Below are 18,561 nucleotides of genomic sequence, written 5' to 3'. Positions count from 1 at the left end.
ATGCCCTAACTAACCTCTAATCACTAACCTCTAAACGCTAACCTCTAATCTCTTTTAACCACCCTTTTTAGCACCAGCAAATTTTGCCCGTTAAGGCCATAGCCCGAGATGTTGTTCTGGTACAGGTTTACCCGCTTATCGTAATACAAAATAACCACCGGCGATTGCTGCATTACCAGGTTATCCATTTCGCGGTAAAGTACATAGCGTTTTTCGTCGTCAACTTCGTGGTACGCCTGCTCAAAAAGGGCATCAAACTGTTTGTTGTTAAAGCCGGTATAGTTGGGGCCGAAAGGAATCTTATTTTTGGAGTAAAACACCGACAGGTAGTTCTCAGCATCCGGGTAATCGGCAATCCAGGTACCGTAAAAAAAGTTGACGCCATTTTTTGATACCAGCTCGCGCAAACTTGCACCCTGGGTTATTTCAACACTTGTTTTAATCCCTACCCTGTCCAGCTGGCCCTGTACGTATTCTATCAATCCGCGGTAGCCTACGGTGGTATGCAGCACAATTTCGGGCATGTTTTTACCATCAGGGTATCCTGCTTCCTTCAGCAGCTGCCTTGCTTTTTCGGGGTTGTAACTGTATCCTTTAACCTTTGCCGCATCAAACCCCGGCATCCCCATCGGGATAAAACCTGCAGTGCCGGCCGTGCCCATGCTGTTGCGCAGGTATTTAATCATCTTTTCTTTATCAATAGCATAATTAATGGCCTGTCTTATCTTTAGTTTACGCAACGGCGACGACTTTACAATAGCCAGGCTGCTGTCAACCAGCATCCCCAGGTAAATGGTGTTGGTATAGGGGCCGGTGTTAAGGGTAAATTTTCCTTTATATTTTTGGGTGATGGCCCCCGCTTTGGTCAGGATATCATCGCGATAGCTGCCATCAATATCATTTAAAAAATCAAGCTTTTTGCTGATGAACTCCATAAAGGCGGTTTGCTTATCGCCAATAAATGTTGCGCGAATGGCATCAAGGTGCGGCAGGGCTGAGCCGTCTTTATCTTTCTCCCAGTACTTTTCGTTCTTCAGCAGTACCATAATCTCGCCCTCTTTCCAGTATTTAAACTTAAAGGGGCCGGTACCAACAGGGTGCTGCCTGAAATCCTTCCCATAATGATCAACCACCTCATGCGGCACAACAGAGCAATACTGCGCGGTGATCATGCTTAACAGCGGCGGGAAAGGCTGCCTGAGGGTAATACGAAAAGTGCTGTCATTTACCGCGATAAACGGATTATCACAAACCTTATCGCTAAAGATCCATGAGCCGGACGATGCCACTTTCGGATCAATAAGCCGGTGGAAACTGTACACAAAATCACCGGCTACAACTTTACGCCCCTGGCCGTTTGCAAACAGCGGATCATCATGAAAATGCACATCGCTGCGTAAATGGAAGGTATAAGAAAGTCCGTTTGCCGAGATTTCCCAGCTTTTGGCAATACAGGGCCGGGTTTTAAGGCTGTCGTCAATTTGCAGCAGGCCGTTATAAACCTGGTTGGTCATCCAGATGGTGTTTTGGTTGCGCGCAAAAGCGGGATCGAGCGAACTCAGGCCTTCATCCAGGTTAATATTGAAGATTGTCTTTTTTGTGGTGGATTTATCCGGGTTGCAGGAAATGAATAGCAGAAGGAATAGTAATTTGAAAATGTGGTGATTTGAAAATTTGAAAATTTGCTGCGTCATTATCCTTATAAAGCTAGCTATTTTCAGATCATCTAATTGTCAAATCATCAAATTAAACAATCTTCCCGTTAACCAGTTCAATTATCTCCCCCTCCAGCGCTATAGCTTTCCGCTCCAGTTCGCCGCCATCGGAAATAACTTTAATAACGTAGTCTTTATCCTTATAACCGGATGCATTTATCTTCACGTTCATAAAGGCGCCTATTACCGCACTGCGGGCACAAAGGGCTGCTACTCCGGCATCAGTTACCGAGTTTGGGTTACCGGTTTCGGCCATTGCTTTGATCACCGTCAGGCTGCCGTATGCCGCATGCATTACTCTTAAAGGAATTTCAATAGCATAACGGGTAGCATCCTGAATGGCCTTATCCCTCGCGGCTTTTTCCTCATCTGTAACTTTTGGCAGGCTGAACGCTTCCATTATTTTGTTAAAAGCTGCCGTATCCAAATCAACCAATCTCACCAGTTCATCTTTATATTGCTGGCCTTTCTCTGCCCAGTTGCTGAACTCTTCCCAACGGTTGTCCCAGCCTTTTTTGTGCGATGAAAGGTTAGCTACCATGGTTGCCAGTGCTGCGCCTAAAGCACCCATGTAAGCTGATATGGAACCCCCACCCGGTGCCGGGCTTTCACTCGCTGTTTCATCAGCAAACTCAATCAGGGTCATTGAAGCCAGTTTGGTGGATGCATTGTCTTTCAGTAAATATTCAATGATCCTTTCCTCCGGAACGAATGGAGACAGCTCCGACAAGCCCATTGATTTTATGGCGATCTTAACCAGTTCTTTCTCACTTACCCCAACCGAACGCTGTTGTTTCAGCAGGAAATATTTGCCGGCATCCAGCATGGCTTTTAAGGGGACCAATCCCACCAGTTCGCTGCCGGTTACCCGCATCCCGCGCTCTGCCGCTTTGGTGCAAACCTCGTCAAAAGCGATGTGTAAAGGGGTAACTTCAATATTGGTGAGGTTCATAGAGATCTGCGCTATGCCATACTCCTCAATGTACCAGCCGATAGCCTTTACCGATTTTAAGGAACCGGGGATAGATTTTGGCTTGCCGTTTTCATCGTTAATTATTTTGCCATTAATCGGGTCGCCTTCGCGCATTACGCGGCCTGCCTCGCGTATATCAAACGCAATGGAGTTTGCCCTGCGGGTACTGGTGGTATTTAAATTTACATTGTAGGCAATCAGGAAATCCCGTGCACCAATCACGGTGGCACCACGCCTGGCATCATACTCCGCCGGGCCGAAATCAGGTTTCCACTCCGGGAGTTTTATCTTCTTAAAAAAGCCTTCATACTCGCCCGCCCGGATCACCGAAAGGTTATTGCGCTTTTTATCAGCCTGGGCATACTCATATAAATACGCCGGGATGCCTAATTCCTCACCCACCCGTTTGGCAAGTTGCCTGGCATATTCTGCAGTTTCTTCCATGCTGATGTTGGCAATAGGGATCAGCGGACAAACATCTGTAGCGCCCATCCGTGGGTGTTCGCCTTTGTGTTTGCTCATATCTATCAGCTCACCGGCCTTTTTTATCGCCAAAAAAGCAGCTTCAATAACCTTTGCCGGTTCGCCTACAAAAGTTACTACGGTACGGTTGGTTGCCTTGCCGGGATCAACATTCAGCAATCTTACACCCTCAATTGATTCAACCTCATTGGTGATCTGTTTAATAATATCAAGGTTTACACCTTCAGAAAAATTTGGAACGCATTCGATGAGTTGTGTCATGGGGGTTAGAGATTAGAGGCTGGAGATCAGAGATTAGTTGTTTGAATTAGATATAGTAATTAGTTTTTTGGTTTTAGCTTTCCCTGCTGATATAGAATTTCTCTATAATCATTAGCAGGATATATTTGCAGGTCTGCCCGCATACCTGCTGCCAATATGCCCCGGTCAGTTAAGTTCAACGCCTTTGCAGCGCGGAAGGTTAATCCGGCAAACACCTCGGCAGTGCTTAGCTTTTCGGCAGCGCTCATTACGGCAGCCTGCATCAGCAGGTCGCCCATTGGTGCCGAACCGGGATTCCAGTCGCTTGCAATGGCCAGGCAGGCGCCGGCATCCAGCAGCTTCCGTGCAGGTGCATAAGGCATGCCCAAACCCAGCGATGCACCGGGTAAAGTTACGGCTACTGTATTTGAATTGGCTAATAATTTTATTTCTGCATCTCCGCTGGCTTCCAGGTGATCGGCAGAAACAGCGCCCAAATTTACAGCTACCTTACTGCCGCCTGTGGTAAACTGGTCGGCATGTACGGTTATATCAAAGCCCATTTGTTTGGCTTTGGTTAAATAAATGGTTGCATTCTCTGCATTAAAAGCGCTTTCTTCAATAAATATATCAACCCTGCTGGCCAGGTTTTCTTTTTTGATAACAGGCAGCAAACCGGTTAAAATGTGTTCCAAATAATCATTTTGGCTGCCGTTAAAATCTTTCGGAGCCATGTGCGCCGCCAAACAGGTAGTTAAAATACTGGCTTTTGTTTGGGTTGATGCCACTTTAATGGCCCTTAACTGTTTTAACTCCTGCTCAACAGATAGTCCATAACCGCTTTTAACTTCAATGGTGGTTACCCCTTCGGCTAAATGGCGCTCAATTCTTTTTAATAACAGTTCGGTAAGTAAAGCTTCGTCAGCCGCCCGGGTTTGCGTTACGGAATCCCAGATGCCGCCGCCAGCTTTGGCAATCTCCAAATAGGTTTTCCCCTGGATACGCATGGCGTAATCCTTTGCCCTGCTGCCTGCAAAGCAAATATGGGTATGGCAGTCAACAAAGCCTGGTAGCAACACGCCGTCGCCTTCAATTAAATTTATTTGTGCCGATGGATTTTCTTTGCGTAAAGTTTCAAAATCGCCAACAATCAGGATCAGCCCATTTTCAACCATAATCCCGCCGTCAGGAATAACCTGCAGCTGATCATCTGTCAATGCTCCTTTTAAAGGCATCCCCGTTAGGGGCAGGATCTGGGTAAACGGACCGTGGAGTGTTTTCATTATTTATTTATTTAATATCTTCCTTTTCTCCGCGCATCATTTCGAAGCAACCGCTGCTAAGGACAATCAACGAACGTATGTTTCGTTGGGACCTTAAAGCCGCTTGGCTGGTGCCCACATCGCTTTTTATTCCGGTGCGTGTATGGTTCAGAGATTGCTTCGAAGCTGGTTGCAAGCAACCAGGCTCGCAATGACGTTCTATGGGCAAATTCTATTTCCTCGCCCTTCGCCTTTCAGCTTTCACCTCTCCCTACCACACTTTCAAATCAAACTTTTTGGCCCATTCTTCGGCCTTATCGTATCCCGCATCTGCATGGCGGAAGATGCCCATTGCTGGGTCATTGTAAAGCACACGGCTTAAACAGGTTGTTGCCCGGTCTGTTCCATCCGCCAAAACAACCATCCCGGCGTGCTGCGAATAACCCATGCCCACGCCACCACCGTGATGGAACGATACCCATGTGGCTCCGCCTGCCGTGTTCGCCATCAGGTTTAATAAAGGCCAGTCAGAAACCGCGTCCGAGCCATCTTTCATCGCTTCCGTTTCGCGGTTGGGTGATGCTACCGAGCCGCAGTCCAAATGATCGCGGCCTATTACTATGGGGCCTTTCACTTTGCCGGTTTTCACCAGTTCGTTAAACATAAGCCCTGCCTTTTCCCTGTCGCCCATGCCCAGCCAGCAGATACGGGCAGGCAAGCCCTGGAACGAGATCTTTTCCTGCGCGTTTTTAAGCCATTTAATCAGTGGTTTATCTTCCGGGAACAATTCCATCAAAGCACGGTCGGTAGTAAAAATATCTTCCGGATCACCTGATAAGGCTACCCACCTGAACGGCCCCTTGCCCTCACAAAACAGCGGACGGATATAGGCCGGGGTAAAGCCCGGGAAATTAAAGGCATCGGGTTCACCTCCCTGCCTGGCAAACTCGCGCAGGTTATTGCCATAGTCAAAGGTAATGGCACCGCGCTTTTGCAATTGCAGCATCAGGCTTACATGCCTTGCCATGCTGGCTAACGATAATCTTTTATATTCTAACGGGTCTGTTTTTCTTAATACCGACGCCAGGGTTATAGAAAGGCCGTTGGGGACATAACCATTCAGCGGGTCGTGCGCCGATGTTTGGTCGGTTAACAGGTCGGGGATAAAGTTATCCTTCAGCAACCTTTGCAGCAGGTCGCCGGCATCACTCACCAAACCAACCGACAGCGTTTCGCCTTTTTGCATGGCGTCCTTTACCCAGGCAATGGCCTCGGCATAACTATGGGTCATTTTGTCGATATACTGGCTGTCCAGGCGTTTTTGGATGCGTGTTTCATCCACATCGGCACCTAAAAACACGGCACCGGCCATAGTTGCAGCCAATGGCTGTGCGCCACCCATACCACCCAAACCTGCGCTCACAATCAGCTTACCGGTTAGGTCGCCGTTAAAATGCTGGTTCCCGGCCTCAACAAAAGTTTCGTAGGTACCCTGTAAAATACCCTGTGTACCTATGTAGATCCAACTGCCGGCGGTCATTTGCCCGTACATCATCAGGCCTTTTGCCCTCAGCTCGTTAAAGTGTTCCCAGTTTGCCCATGCCGGCACCAGGTTACTGTTGGCGATGAGTACCCGCGGCGCTTCCGGGTGTGTGCGTACAATACCCACGGCTTTACCCGACTGTACCAGTAAGGAATGGTGCTCATCCAGCTCCAGCAGCAGCTCAATTATTTTGCGCAGTGCCTCCGGGTTGCGGGCAGCCTGGCCTATGCCGCCATAAACCACCAGCTCGTCGGGGTTTTCGGCCACCTGCCCGTCAAGGTTATTGAGCAGCATGCGAAGCGGCGCTTCTGTTTGCCAGCTTTTGGCATGCAGCTGCATACCCCTCGGTGCCTTATACACCGGGTGCGTGGCGTAGGTTTTAATAAATTCCGAATTCGTCATCTTTCAGGTTAATTTGGTGAGCGGTTGCTGTATGGTTGGCTGTTGCAAGTAATGAGCCGTCAGTAATTATTTTATGTAAGGCATTAATATCATCGGCAAAAATACGGTCGTCATCAATGTGTGGTACATGCTCACGCACCAGCGCATGACAGGCCTCCACAACGGGGGTTGATTTTAACGGCCGCCTGAAATCAATAGCCTGTGCCGCGTAAAGCAGCTCAATGGCCTGAATATATTCCAGGTTATCAATTACCTGGTTAAGCTTGCGCCCGCTGATGGAACCCATGGATACATGATCTTCCTGCCCTAAAGACGTGGGTACGCTATCGGCACTTGCCGGAAAACAAAGGGTTTTATTTTCGGTAACCAATGCCGCTGTAGTGTATTGTGGGATCATTAAGCCCGAGTGCAGGCCGGCATTACTGGTTAACAGTTTGGGCAAACCGTACCTGCCTTCGCTCATTAAATAACACCTTCTGTCAGCTATATTACCTAATTCTGCTGCCGCGATAGTTGCATAGTCAAGTACCATAGCCAACGGCTGCCCGTGAAAATTGCCCCCGCTAATGGTATCATCGGCATTAAAAACGATGGGGTTATCGGTAACAGAGTTCAGTTCAATTTCGGTAAGTTCTTTTAAATGCAGCCAGGCATTGCGCGATGCACCATGCACCTGCGGCATACACCGCAGCGAATAAGGGTCCTGCACGCGGTCGCAGTTTACGTGCGAATTACAGATGCCGGAATCTTTTAATAAGGTATGCAGGCGTTTGGCAACCAGCTTTGTGCCTTTATAAGGGCGCAACCGGTGCAGCCGCTCATCAAAAGGCCTTGCAGAACCCATTAATCCTTCTAACGATAATGCGCCTATCAGATCGGCACGGTTAAGGGCATCGTCCAGCCGCTGTACCGCCTTTAAAGCAAATGCCAGTATAAATTGTGTACCGTTAATTAAGGCCAAACCCTCTTTGGGGCCTAAAACCAATGGCTGCAGGCCGTGCGCCGCCAAAACTTTGGCAGCCGGTAAGCGCTCACCATTTTCATATACCTCGCCTAAGCCCAGCAGGGGTAAAAACAAATGGGCAAGCGGAGCCAGATCGCCGGAGGCCCCTACCGAACCTTTTTCAGGAACTATGGGGATGATATCTTTATCAATATGCCAGATGATGCGTTGCAATGTTGCTAACGCGATGCCTGAGAAACCCTGCGCCAGTGCCTGCACTTTGCAGATCATCATCAGCTTGGCTATCTCCTGCGGGATAGGATTGCCCACGCCAACGCTATGGCTTTTGAGCAGGTTGCTTTGCAGCAGCGAGGTATCGGCTTCAGAGATCCGGGTATCGCACAGCGGACCAAAACCTGTATTGATGCCGTAAACCGGGTGTTGCGCATGCACTATCTTTTCCACCTCGCGCCATGATGCAGTGATCATTCCGGCGGCCGCAGCGTCAATTACGCCTTTAACCTTTCCGCCTGCAATGTCTAAACAAAGGCCGATGGTAAGGTGGCTGCTGCCGTAGTTAAAAGTATTAGTCATGGGTTTCGGCTTTTAGTTCCATATTCAGTTTATTGCTGATGCGTTCAGAAAGGCTTGTGCTTTTAAAAGCGTTTTCAAGGGCGGTAATACCGGGCAGCAGGTTTTGGCAGGCCGCATCATTCGCCATTACGTCGTCCATTGCTAAAAGTATGGCATCCCAAACCGGCAATATCTGCGCCAGCAATTCACGGCCACTGTCGGTTAACTGCACCATTTGCCTGCGGCCATCGTCGGCACAGGTTGCACTGGTTACCAGCTTTCTGTTTTTTAAATTGGTGATGAGCTGACTTGCCGCCGGGTGCGAAACCTCGGTATGTGCGCTCAGCTCCTTTATAGAAAGTGATTCGTTTTTTGACAGTAAATAAAACACCGGGAACCAGCTGGCATCAAAATCAATCCCTTCAATTTGGTAAGCCCGGTTAATTTCGGCCAGGAAACCCTCGCTCAGCCGCCTTAAACGGCTGCCTAAAACAAGGTATCCCAAACTTTGATATAAATTCATGGCGCAATTTATATAAGTGCTTATACAAATGCAAATAATAAAACCATTATCGGACACTTGATCTGCTTTTTCAGGATGATTGTCAATCTTTTATAAACCAGGTGGTCATTTAGCACGAGGAATCTGCACCAATAACCTGATGATGCGCCGCTATTGGCCGCCATGGTAAAGGGCAGTTGATCTCCGCTTAAGAATTTTCCAATTTGCTGTAACAGAAATTCTTTTTTATCCATATTAATTCCCTAATTTTATAAATAACAACCTTAAAACCTTACTGGTATGGAAAGTACAACCCCATCTGCCCAGCCTGCTGCACTTACATTGCAGGTTAATTGCATTAGCCCTTTTGAAAATATTGCGCTCGCCTTTTCGGGCGGTGGTTTCCGCGCGGCTTCGTTTGCGCTGGGGGTACTCTCCTATCTTGATCATGCAAAGTTTGGCGATGCCGCCGATCCGCTTAACGGCACCTCGCTGCTGCAGCAGGTAACCTACCTGTCATCGGCATCGGGCGGCACCATTGCCACTGCGCTGTACGCTTTGTATAACACCGGCGGCAAAACCTTTGGCGAGTTTTACGTTAAGTTGTACGAAACCCTGCAGGGCGAACAAATCCTAAAAAATGCGCTCGAAATACTGTCAGACAAAAACAGGTGGAAGAACCGGCCCGACAAAAGCCGCAACATTATCAATGCGTTTGCCATGGCTTATGATGAATATATTTTTGAGGGTAACACGCTTAAAGCACTCAATAAAGATGGCGCCGGCAGGCACCTGCAGGAGGTTTGCTTTAACACTACTGAATTTTATACGGGGCAGTCGTTCAGGCAGGATAAGAAGTTGGTTTACGATAATAAGCCTGACAGCTACTTTAAATTTGGGAACCACATTATTTTCCTGGATCCCGCAGTTGCTGACGACCTGAAGCTGAGCGACCTGCTGGCGGCATCGTCCTGCTTCCCGGCCGGGTTTGAGCCCATTATTTTCCCGGACGATTTTACGCACCAGGGACTGAGCGCCGATACCCTGAAAAAAGCCCTTACCATGCAGCCGCAAACCGGCGATAAGCAGGAACGGGAGTTTATTGATAAAAAACGCGTTGGCTTTATGGATGGCGGCATAACAGATAACCAGGGCCTGCAAAGCATGATGTACGCCGACCGGCGCAGGATAGAGAATGAAACTGATTATAAGCCCTTTAACTTAATGCTGGTTAATGATGTCGGCAGCCACTTTATAAAGCCCTACGTAATGCCCGCCGCACCAAAAAAAGGTGGGTTGAGCCTTTGGGCCTTAAACTTTTTTGTTGTTGCCTTTTTTATACTGGCCATTGCCGCTACCGTTACAGGCGTATGGAAACACTGCACCCCGTTAATTATTGCAGGAAGCTTGCTGATCCCACTACCGGTGGTGTTTATGAGCGTTGTTTTATGGCTGAGGGGCAAGGTTTTTGGCGCTTCGGAATCGCCCTCAAGATCGGGTTTGTTAAAAAGCTTTACCGAGCGGATTGTGGTGTTGCTGGTGAAATACTTTACCCGCACGCCGTTGCCAGTGCTTAAACAAATGCTGCAGGCCAGGGCCGAATCAGTACTGCTGCTGAATATGAGTGTTTTTTTAAAGCGGATAAGGCAGCTGCTTTACAACACCTTTTATGGGTCGCCGGAGTGGAAGAACCGTGGTAAAGGCAACCACATTTATGACCTTTCGTTCTCCAATAATATTAACCGCAACCGTAGCCCTGTACCGCCGCCAATGGTACCAAGCCGCGATTTGCAGATTGTGGCCCAGGTAGCCTTTAACATGGGCACTACCCTGTGGTTTGACCAGGCTGACGGCCTGCAGCTGCACGACGAAGCCTGCATTATTGCCTGCGGACAGTTTACCACGTGCTATAACCTGCTGGAATATGTTAACAGGCTGATAAAAAACCCGTCTGCTTATGATGCCGCTTATAAAAACAGGCTGCTGAACCTGCAGCAACAACTAACCGGCGACTATGAGCATTTTAAAACCGATCCGTTTTTTATGTATAACGATGCCGGTAAAACGTATCAGATTCGGGGCTTTAAACCGCTATCTGTAAAAGACATCCCTTTCCCTACCAATTGGGAGTAAAGTTTGAGAACGATGGTGTTCGGTTTGTTTCACCCTGTTTCGGACAAAAAACGAACGGAACAAGACCCATCGCAATTGTTCTTTAGCTATCCGTAAACACATCCGGCTGCCAGCCAATTGGCAGTGGGTTTAAGAACGATGGTGTTCGGTTTGTTTCACCCTGTTTCGGACAAAAAACGAACGGAACAAGACCCATCGCAATTGTTCTTTAGCTATCCGTAAACACATCCGGCTGCCAGCCAATTGGCAGTGGGTTTAAGAACGATGGTGTTCGGCTTGTTTCACCCTGTTTCGAACAAAAAACGAACGGAACAAACACCTCAGTTATTCGTTATTTTTTTAAGCTGATGTTTAAGTAAGGGGATATTACTATTGATATATATAATAATATAAATAAGCATGGCTGATTACCACCATGCAGACTGATAAGCGGTGCTATATTATTATAGTGAGTTATAATAAACCTGTAAGATCAGTAAAAAAGAGAGCCGCTGTCACTAAATGAGACATCCCCGCCAATGTTGTTCCGTTCGTTTTTTGTTCGGAACAACCCGAAACAGGAGTGAAACAGGAAACTACTTCAGCCGGGCGGTAGTTTAAGATAATTCCACTTTACTCCTCGCCCAATATCCTGAACACCATTCCGTCCATATCCTCGCTGATGCGGAGCTGGCAGGCCAGTCGGCTGTCATGTGCGGCATCGGGAAGGGTATCCAGCAGGTCAAGTTCCTGATCTGTGGCGTGGAAATACTTTTCGGGGCCCTCAACAACCTGTACATGGCAGGTGGCGCAAAGGGCCATACCACCGCAGGTAGCCAGTATGTGGTGGTCGGTTGCTTTTAAAACCTCCATCAGGCTCAAACTTATATCTTCGGGAATCTCAACAGGCCTGCGGCTGCCGTCCCTGTCTTCAATAGTTAAATTGATCATGTTATATTTTAAATAATCACCGCCATTAAAATAACGGCATCCAAAAACCTTTTCCCCTTCGCCTTTCAGCTTTTACCTTCTTCAAAACGCGCTCACACCATACACGGTAGTGTATTTAAAGCTTAGTTTCTGGTCGGGATAAACCTGCTTAAAAGCGCTTTGTGCCATCAGGGCCGCTTCGTGAAACCCGCAAAGGATCAGCTTTAGCTTACCGGGATAGATATTGATATCGCCAATGGCATAAACCCCTTTTACATTGGTGCTGTAATCAACGGTATCAACCATAATAGCCGATTTATCTACATTTAACCCCCATTCGGCAATGGGCCCCAGTTTTGGGGTAAGGCCAAACAGCGGGATCAAATTATCGGCAGCTATAACAGATATGGCGTTATCCCGGTCAACAATCTCCACTTCCTGCAAATGGCCGTTACCGTTTATAGCTTTAATATGTGCCTGTAAAACAAGGTTAATGCGGCCCTGCTTGGCCAGCTCAAACACCTTTTCGGCACTGTCCGGCGCACCGCGGAAGGTATCACCACGGTGAATCAGCGTAACTTCTTCGGCTATATCGGCTAAAAAAATAGTCCAGTCGAGGGCCGAGTCGCCACCACCTGCCAGCACTACTTTGCGGCCACGGTACGCCTCGGGATTTTTAACCATGTAGGCTACGCCCTTGCCTTCAAATTCTTCCAGGTTATCAATAGCCGGTTTGCGGGGCTCAAAGCAGCCCAGTCCGCCTGCTATCACCACTACCTTGCTGTGCACTTCGGTACCGTCGCTGGTGGTGGTTATGAACGAGCCGTCGTCCAGCTTTTGCAGTTCATTAACCCGTTCGCCCAGGCTAAAAGTGGGCTTAAAGGGTTCTATCTGTTCCATCAGCCCATCAACCAGCTGCTGTGCGTTAACAGTAGGGAAGCCGGGAATATCATAAATAGGTTTTTGTGGGTAGATCTCGGAAAGTTGCCCACCCACCTGTGGCAAAACATCAATAAGGTGGCAGCGCATTTTTAACAAACCGGCTTCAAAAACAGCAAATAAACCAACCGGGCCTGCGCCTATAATGCAAATATCAGTAGTTATGGGTTCCATGAAAGTACTATTAAATAATGCTTAAAGGTCGTGCTAATTATAACCTTAAACCAATGATAAATAGTAATTACTGATTACTTTAAGTTATAGCTTGAAAGGCAGAATCTTTTAAAAAGATCTATCAGTTTGGAGTTTTTTCCATGAAGCTGGATGAACTGGAAAGTTCGGAAGATTTCGAGCCCTTTAATTTCGATAATGCTCAGCTCATTGTATTTTAATTCGCTTATTACCGATTGAATAGAAAGAAAGGTAGCGGTTTCTGAATACAGCAGGTATTGTTTTATGGCGATGCTGCTTTCGAGCTGAATTTCAATCTGCAGGTCCTTCGGGTTTACACCGGCGCTGTTCAGGGCGTTAAAAATCACATCCAGCGTACCGGAACCTGCCTCGCGTAAAATAAGGGGGATATTTAACAACTGTTTTGGGGTGATCTCCGCTTTTTTTGAAAGCTGGTTATTGGCGCGGGTTACCAGCACAATCTCGTCCTTGGCGAAGGGAGCATACGCTATCTGCGGATAATGGGCGGCCCCTTCAACTATGGCAATATCAATCTTTTCGGCCAGTACCAACTGCGTTATAACATCTGTATTGCCCTGTATAAAGGTAAAGTTTACGGCCGGGTAGGTTTTTTTAAACAAAGCCAGGATCTTGGGCAAAATGGTTTGGGCAACAGTGGTGCTGGCGCCAATGTGTACCGTTCCGGCTTCCAGGTTATTTAACTGGGCAAGCTCGGTTTCCAGATCGGTATAAGTTTGAAAGATCCTTTCGGCATATTGCTGCATGATCTTACCCGCCCCGGTGAGCACGATGCTATTGCCATTGCGCCTAAACAGCTGAACGTTAAGCTGGTGCTCCAGTTCCTTAATATGCTTGGTAACCGCAGGCTGGGTAATAAACAACTCTGCGGCAGCTTTGGTAAAGCTTAGCCTTTGCGCAACCGTGTAAAATACCTTAAGCCTAAAATCGAAGATCATTGTGGCGAAGATAGCTAAAAGCTTAAAGCAGAAAGCTAAAAGTTTATGGTTTGCTTAAGCTTTCTTTGCTGTTGCTACAACTACTATCCCACCAATAACCAGGATGCCGCCAAGGTACGGTGGCCAGTTAACAGATTTTTGCTTATCAACGGAAATCTGCAGCGGCCCGGCATCAACAACTTTTTCTTTTTTGGTGTAAGTAAAGCCTGTCCATATCAGCATAGCGGCTCCAATTACGATCAACACAATTCCTATAGTTCGGTTCATGCAATAAATATTAAATATTTAATACACAATAATAAATTGGCAGAATTGTTTTAACTGATTCAGAATAGCGGGCTGCGGCATGTGCGTGCAAATATCGAATGGGGATGATCGTTATTGTTTCAGGAATTCCCCGGCAAAATTCTTAGCACCGAAATCACTATCCGGAAGCCGTCAGGATCGGTAAAAGTAATACCGTTACCTGCCCAATAAGGGTTTTTAGGTGGCACCGGCCTTATCTTATTATCAATAAATTTTTGTTTAATGGCGTTAAACTCCTCAACAGACTCGGCATAAAATATCAGCAGGTCGTCATGATCGGGGTAGTGTACAGGCGCTATGCCGGAGGTAGTAAATTCCAGGTGCCAGTCGGCGCCGGGAATGCCTAGGAAGATCCCGTTGTAATCGTGATGATCCCTAAATTCACCTAAAACTTTTAACCCCAAAACTCTCCCGTAAAAGTCAATTATGCGGTTTAAATCTTTTGTGTGCCTGGCTGTCCTGAACTTCATAAATTATAATGGCCAAAACTAAACATATCTTTTTACAGAAAAGAATGAAGATGTAATGAGTAATATTTTGACTGAGCGATCCCATGAAATTCCTTTAAGGAATGCTTTATAAAATTAACCTTTCAGATATTATGGTTTGTTTTCTTATCTTCAACCCAATATATTTTAACAAATTAATGAAGAGGCGTGTTCGGCAAAAGACGCTTCAAATTTGCAGGAGTGCCCAGATATTGTGGATAAAAACTATACTTCCCAGCCCGCTTTAGTTGAATTACTTTTACGCCGCGACCCAAAAGGTTGCCAACATTTGTGCGAGAGTTATTCGGGCAGGCTTTACGGCTTCATCGTCCGCATAGTTAAGGATGCAAAGGCTGCCGACAGGGTGCTTGAAAAAACTTTTACCGCTATCTGCAATAACATTCATCAATATACACACAGCCAGCTTACATTTTTAACGTGGGCGCTGCAGCTTGCTCGTTCAGAAAGTATTGATTACCTTTGCATTAGCAAACAAAAAGCATCATTTAAAGAGGATAAAAATAAAGATAACACCGACGATACCACAGCTGTAGCTGAAATTGCCGTTTTTAACATGATACACCAGGGCTACAAAGTTTATGAAGTGGCCGAGTTACTGGGTATGACCGTGGAAGACGTGAAACTGAATATTCGCAAAGCGATGAAACAAAAGAAAAACGCTAACTAACTGATGGATATACAACAGTATATTGAAAGCGGTATTTTGGAAGAATATTGCATGGGCAATTTAGGTGAAGAAGATCAGGCCTACTTGATCCAGCTAACCATGCTTTATCCGGAAATTAAGGCGGAACTAACTGCTGTTGAACTTGCTTTTGAAAAACTTGCCTTGTCAGCGGCTGTTGAACCTGTGGCTGCACTAAAAGATAAAATATTCGCGTCGCTTGGTTTTGCTGAAATAGACATTAATAAACCGCCTGTTATTACCAATTCAACCGATCCGGAACCCTGGTTAAAAGCATTTGCACATTTAATACCCCAAGAACCCACCGAAGATTTTGTGATGCACATTATCAGGCAGGACGAAACAGTGCAACAAATGCTGGTTACCGGCAATACCGATGTGCCTGAAGAAGAACACGGCGAATTTTTTGAAGGCTTGTTTGTTTTAAAGGGCCTTTGTGAATGCACCATTGGCGATGAACTTTTTGCGCTTGGCGCCGGTGATTTTATTGAGATCCCGCTGCATGTTAAACACGATATAAAACTGGTAACCCCCTTTGTTACCGCTGTTTTACAATACAGATTTGTTTAGGTAAGCTCACCTTATACTCTTTTCCAGTCCATTATTTAAACTTTTTGAAGTGATAAGTGTAGGTTAGCAATACGTACCGCCTCAATACCTGGTTTTGAATATCATTAATACTATTGGCCACCACATAATGGCTTGAACTTACGTTTTGGTTTAAAATATCATAACACAACAGTCCAATTTCGCCTTTTCCATCCTTCTGGATCCTGCGGGTAACCGAAAAATTGAGCAGATTCGCGCTGCGCTGAAAACCCGGTTCAACAATAGGATTGTATTTATACGTATAATCGGCCCTCCATCTAAAATTTTGCGGCAGGCTTAAATCTACCGCCATACCTGCGCTTTGAGTGGCATAATTTGTTTTTGGATAATTAACAAGCTGGTATTGCGTAGTGGCATAGTTAATCTTATAGTTGGGTTCAAACGTTATCAGGTCATTCCATTCTGCGTAAAAAGCAGGTTCAAAGGAGACGCTTTGCGTGTTTTGATAGCCGTTTTGGCCGTTAACAATAAAAAAATTATGCCCGGCACTTGCGTTGCCATTTCCTATCACCATAAAGTCCCATTTACCCTGTTTTTTAAAATGCTTACTAATGCTGGTATTTAAATAAGCTGTAAAACGTCCGTTACGGTTTATGGGGGTAGTTACCACGGCACCTTCTGAACTAATGGTTTGCTCGTTCACAATGGTATTTTTCTCGATAACAATGTGTGCGCTTGCGTTAAAGTTTAAACCTGCCGCGCGGTTGTACTTACGGTAGTTGAAATTAATATTGTGGAAATAGGTGGGTTTTAGCAATGGGTTACCTGTAAAGGTGTAAAGCGGACTATAAACAATGGTAATAGGCTGCAAATTGTTAATAGAAGGCTGCTGTACGGTTTCGCCATAGCTTAAAGTAAAATCCTTTACGTGTATCTCCGCTGATGGCAGCAGGTAAAAGAAATCCTGGTTAAGATCATTGGTGTAGCTGTTAAAATGATTGCCTATTTGCTGGCCCAGGGCGGTTACTCCCGCTTTTAATGAAATGTCATCGGTAAAGTTATAGGTGAACTGCGGGTTAAAACCCTCGCCCCACAGGTTGCGGATGAGGTTGCTGCTTTGGTTCTGCAAAAAAATGGTGTACAGTCCGGTCTTAAAGTCTTCATCATAGGTAAGTAATTCGCCTTTGTTGCGATCATGTAGGGTAACCAATAGTATATCTGCTGCTAATTTTTTTGTGATAGGGTAATGATAAGCAACATTTAAACCTTCGGATATATCGCTGTTTGTGTTTTTTGATGAGCGCCTTAATGTGTCAGACGGGAAACCCGCAACATACGATATTAAGTCGTTGCTGTTGAAATTAAGGCTGTTTTCCGGGTGGATGCTGATGGAATTGCTTAGGGTTAGCGAAGCGCCCTTTTTGTTTAATTTACGGTAATAACTCAAATTATGCTGGTATTGAAAAGCGTTACTGCTGCCATTATCGCTGCTGATGGTGGTATTAAGTAACGGAACGTAGGTGTTTGACCGGCTGCTGGTGCTTTTATCCTGGCTGTTATTATAATTATATTCAACATCAGGGTTATACTTTATTATAGTAAGCGAGTCCGGTTTCCATTCCGTTTCTGCATGCAGGATCTGGTTATTGGCTTTTTGATGCCTTATATTGCTGGTTAGTGAATTGATAACGGTGTCGTTAATATTTTGCTGCACCTTTGAAACGGAGTTGTTATCAACAATGCTGTTATCAAACCGGTATTCAATATGCAGCTTCAGTTTTTTGCTGACATCTTTTGTAAAATCAAAGTTTCCGTTCGTTGATTTCCTTAAGCCGGCGCTGCCAAAATTCAAGGTGCTGAACCCGCCATAATTTCCGGAGAAAAACCCCGAACCGCTCAGGTTATCAATGCCAACCTTTGCACTCAGTTGCAGATCGTCCTGGAACTTGGCCATAAATCCCGAGCCAACGTACCTGTCCTGTGTTCCGGCTCCAGCGCCTACTGTGCTCAAGATCCCTTTGGTAAATGATTTTTTAAATTTCAGGTTAATGATCTTCTTAACCTGATAGTCCGGTACCAGGTGATCGGGGTCGTTCTCACGGTCGTCATAAACCTGTACTTTCGAAATCATGTTGGCCTCCAGGTTTCGCGTGGCAATTTTGGGGTCGTTCACAAAAAAATCCTTGCCATTTACCTTTATTTTTGAAATATCTTTACCATTTACAGTAATGCCCCCTTCGCGGTCAACCTGTACGCCGGGTAATTTCTTCAACAGGTCTTCAACCAGGGCATTGGGGCGGGTTTTAAAAGCAGTTGCGTCAAATTCAATGGTATCTTTTTTAATCATAACCGGGATCCGTTCTCCCTTTACCGTTACTTCCCCCAGCATTTTTGCAGACAGGTAGATTTTTCCGAGGTCAACCGGTTCGCCGTTTTTGAATTTAATATTGATACGTATGCCCTGGTAACCAACATGGGTTATCAGCAGACGCGACGGCTCTTCGCGCAAATTATGCAGCGCAAAGGCACCATTTTTATCAGTAACCGTGTACGATATAAGGGATGAATCCTGAACCTTTAACACAGAAACAGTAGCAAGCTGAATGGGTTGTTTGTTTAATGAATCAAGAATGATGGCTTTAACTATACCGTGGTTTTGTGCCTTCGCAGCAATCGAAATAATAATAAGCAGGGGGACTAATAATATTTTTCGCATATATTAAGATAAGGTACAGGCACAACAACTT

Annotated in this window: 16 protein-coding genes; 3 read left to right on the top strand and 13 right to left on the bottom strand. The window is 46.0% G+C overall.

Annotation, left to right across the window (positions count from 1 at the left end):
- Positions 1-44: 44 nt before the first annotated feature.
- From MuYL_RS04805 to MuYL_RS04775, 7 genes are all read right to left on the bottom strand, one after another.
- Positions 45-1,694, bottom strand: coding sequence for an ABC transporter substrate-binding protein (locus tag MuYL_RS04805; RefSeq protein WP_094569446.1), 1,650 nt, complete (start codon positions 1,692-1,694; stop codon positions 45-47).
- Positions 1,695-1,746: 52 nt separating this feature from the next.
- The gene (ftcD, locus tag MuYL_RS04800; protein ID WP_094569445.1) at positions 1,747-3,432 is read right to left on the bottom strand and encodes a glutamate formimidoyltransferase; all 1,686 of its coding nucleotides are present in this window, start codon (positions 3,430-3,432) and stop codon (positions 1,747-1,749) included.
- A 59-nt stretch (positions 3,433-3,491) separates the two neighbouring features.
- Positions 3,492-4,694, bottom strand: coding sequence for an imidazolonepropionase (gene hutI / locus MuYL_RS04795; RefSeq protein ID WP_094569444.1), 1,203 nt, complete (start codon positions 4,692-4,694; stop codon positions 3,492-3,494).
- Positions 4,695-4,944: 250 nt separating this feature from the next.
- Positions 4,945-6,618, bottom strand: a complete 1,674-nt coding sequence (gene hutU, locus MuYL_RS04790) for a urocanate hydratase (protein WP_094569443.1) — start codon at positions 6,616-6,618, stop codon at positions 4,945-4,947.
- Positions 6,596-8,155, bottom strand: a complete 1,560-nt coding sequence (gene hutH, locus MuYL_RS04785) for a histidine ammonia-lyase (RefSeq protein ID WP_094569442.1) — start codon at positions 8,153-8,155, stop codon at positions 6,596-6,598. Before hutH ends, hutU begins: the two co-directional genes overlap by 23 nt.
- The gene (locus tag MuYL_RS04780) at positions 8,148-8,657 is read right to left on the bottom strand and encodes a MarR family winged helix-turn-helix transcriptional regulator (RefSeq protein ID WP_094569441.1); all 510 of its coding nucleotides are present in this window, start codon (positions 8,655-8,657) and stop codon (positions 8,148-8,150) included. The genes hutH and MuYL_RS04780 overlap by 8 nt, the downstream gene beginning before the upstream one ends.
- A 20-nt stretch (positions 8,658-8,677) precedes the next feature.
- Positions 8,678-8,890: a hypothetical protein gene (locus tag MuYL_RS04775; RefSeq protein ID WP_094569440.1), complete on the bottom strand. Its 213-nt coding sequence runs from the start codon at positions 8,888-8,890 to the stop codon at positions 8,678-8,680.
- A 46-nt stretch (positions 8,891-8,936) separates the two neighbouring features.
- Here MuYL_RS04775 and MuYL_RS04770 point away from each other — a divergent pair, with 46 nt between their 5' ends.
- A complete protein-coding gene (locus MuYL_RS04770; protein WP_094569439.1) occupies positions 8,937-10,769 on the top strand; it encodes a patatin-like phospholipase family protein in 1,833 nt (610 codons plus the stop codon).
- A 612-nt stretch (positions 10,770-11,381) separates the two neighbouring features.
- Here MuYL_RS04770 and MuYL_RS04765 read toward each other — a convergent pair.
- The 5 genes from MuYL_RS04765 to MuYL_RS04745 form a co-directional block, all read right to left on the bottom strand.
- Entirely contained in the window at positions 11,382-11,699 is a 318-nt protein-coding gene (locus MuYL_RS04765; RefSeq protein WP_094569438.1) for a 2Fe-2S iron-sulfur cluster-binding protein, read from the bottom strand.
- A gap of 81 nt (positions 11,700-11,780) precedes the next feature.
- Entirely contained in the window at positions 11,781-12,791 is a 1,011-nt protein-coding gene (locus MuYL_RS04760) for an NAD(P)/FAD-dependent oxidoreductase (RefSeq protein ID WP_094569437.1), read from the bottom strand.
- A gap of 74 nt (positions 12,792-12,865) precedes the next feature.
- A complete protein-coding gene (locus MuYL_RS04755; RefSeq protein ID WP_245845777.1) occupies positions 12,866-13,765 on the bottom strand; it encodes a LysR substrate-binding domain-containing protein in 900 nt (299 codons plus the stop codon).
- A 54-nt stretch (positions 13,766-13,819) separates the two neighbouring features.
- Positions 13,820-14,032 (bottom strand): hypothetical protein, encoded by a 213-nt coding sequence (locus tag MuYL_RS04750; RefSeq protein ID WP_094569436.1) that lies wholly within the window; start codon positions 14,030-14,032, stop codon positions 13,820-13,822.
- Between the two features lie 119 nt (positions 14,033-14,151).
- On the bottom strand, positions 14,152-14,541 hold the full coding sequence (locus MuYL_RS04745) for a VOC family protein (RefSeq protein WP_094569435.1): 390 nt from the start codon (positions 14,539-14,541) through the stop codon (positions 14,152-14,154).
- A gap of 232 nt (positions 14,542-14,773) precedes the next feature.
- On the opposite strand from MuYL_RS04745, the gene MuYL_RS04740 reads away from it, so the two are divergent.
- Both MuYL_RS04740 and MuYL_RS04735 read left to right on the top strand, forming a co-directional pair.
- The gene (locus MuYL_RS04740) at positions 14,774-15,247 is read left to right on the top strand and encodes an RNA polymerase sigma factor (RefSeq protein ID WP_157740605.1); all 474 of its coding nucleotides are present in this window, start codon (positions 14,774-14,776) and stop codon (positions 15,245-15,247) included.
- Positions 15,248-15,250: 3 nt separating this feature from the next.
- The gene (locus MuYL_RS04735; protein ID WP_157740603.1) at positions 15,251-15,835 is read left to right on the top strand and encodes a cupin domain-containing protein; all 585 of its coding nucleotides are present in this window, start codon (positions 15,251-15,253) and stop codon (positions 15,833-15,835) included.
- 31 nt (positions 15,836-15,866) lie between these two features.
- Here MuYL_RS04735 and MuYL_RS04730 read toward each other — a convergent pair whose 3' ends face one another.
- A complete protein-coding gene (locus MuYL_RS04730; RefSeq protein WP_094569432.1) occupies positions 15,867-18,530 on the bottom strand; it encodes an outer membrane beta-barrel protein in 2,664 nt (887 codons plus the stop codon).
- Positions 18,531-18,561 lie beyond the last annotated feature (31 nt).

Source organism: Mucilaginibacter xinganensis, assembly GCF_002257585.1.
In the GTDB taxonomy this organism is placed as follows: Bacteria; Bacteroidota; Bacteroidia; order Sphingobacteriales; family Sphingobacteriaceae; genus Mucilaginibacter; species Mucilaginibacter xinganensis.
Note: the sequence above shows the minus strand (reverse complement) of the source record. Positions and strands in the feature narration are given on the sequence as shown.

Bases quoted from the DNA above. Each gene is read 5' to 3' on its own strand.
- hutU (WP_094569443.1), bottom strand. From the start codon at position 6,618: ATGACGAATTCGGAATTTATTAAAACCTACGCCACGCACCCGGTGTAT.
- MuYL_RS04745 (WP_094569435.1), bottom strand. From the start codon at position 14,541: ATGAAGTTCAGGACAGCCAGGCACACAAAAGATTTAAACCGCATAATT.
- MuYL_RS04750 (WP_094569436.1), bottom strand. From the start codon at position 14,032: ATGAACCGAACTATAGGAATTGTGTTGATCGTAATTGGAGCCGCTATG.
- MuYL_RS04730 (WP_094569432.1), bottom strand. From the start codon at position 18,530: ATGCGAAAAATATTATTAGTCCCCCTGCTTATTATTATTTCGATTGCT.
- MuYL_RS04755 (WP_245845777.1), bottom strand. From the start codon at position 13,765: ATGATCTTCGATTTTAGGCTTAAGGTATTTTACACGGTTGCGCAAAGG.
- MuYL_RS04760 (WP_094569437.1), bottom strand. From the start codon at position 12,791: ATGGAACCCATAACTACTGATATTTGCATTATAGGCGCAGGCCCGGTT.
- ftcD (WP_094569445.1), bottom strand. From the start codon at position 3,432: ATGACACAACTCATCGAATGCGTTCCAAATTTTTCTGAAGGTGTAAAC.
- MuYL_RS04765 (WP_094569438.1), bottom strand. From the start codon at position 11,699: ATGATCAATTTAACTATTGAAGACAGGGACGGCAGCCGCAGGCCTGTT.
- hutH (WP_094569442.1), bottom strand. From the start codon at position 8,155: ATGACTAATACTTTTAACTACGGCAGCAGCCACCTTACCATCGGCCTT.
- hutI (WP_094569444.1), bottom strand. From the start codon at position 4,694: ATGAAAACACTCCACGGTCCGTTTACCCAGATCCTGCCCCTAACGGGG.
- MuYL_RS04775 (WP_094569440.1), bottom strand. From the start codon at position 8,890: ATGGATAAAAAAGAATTTCTGTTACAGCAAATTGGAAAATTCTTAAGC.
- MuYL_RS04805 (WP_094569446.1), bottom strand. From the start codon at position 1,694: ATGACGCAGCAAATTTTCAAATTTTCAAATCACCACATTTTCAAATTA.
- MuYL_RS04780 (WP_094569441.1), bottom strand. From the start codon at position 8,657: ATGAATTTATATCAAAGTTTGGGATACCTTGTTTTAGGCAGCCGTTTA.
- MuYL_RS04735 (WP_157740603.1), top strand. From the start codon at position 15,251: ATGGATATACAACAGTATATTGAAAGCGGTATTTTGGAAGAATATTGC.
- MuYL_RS04770 (WP_094569439.1), top strand. From the start codon at position 8,937: ATGGAAAGTACAACCCCATCTGCCCAGCCTGCTGCACTTACATTGCAG.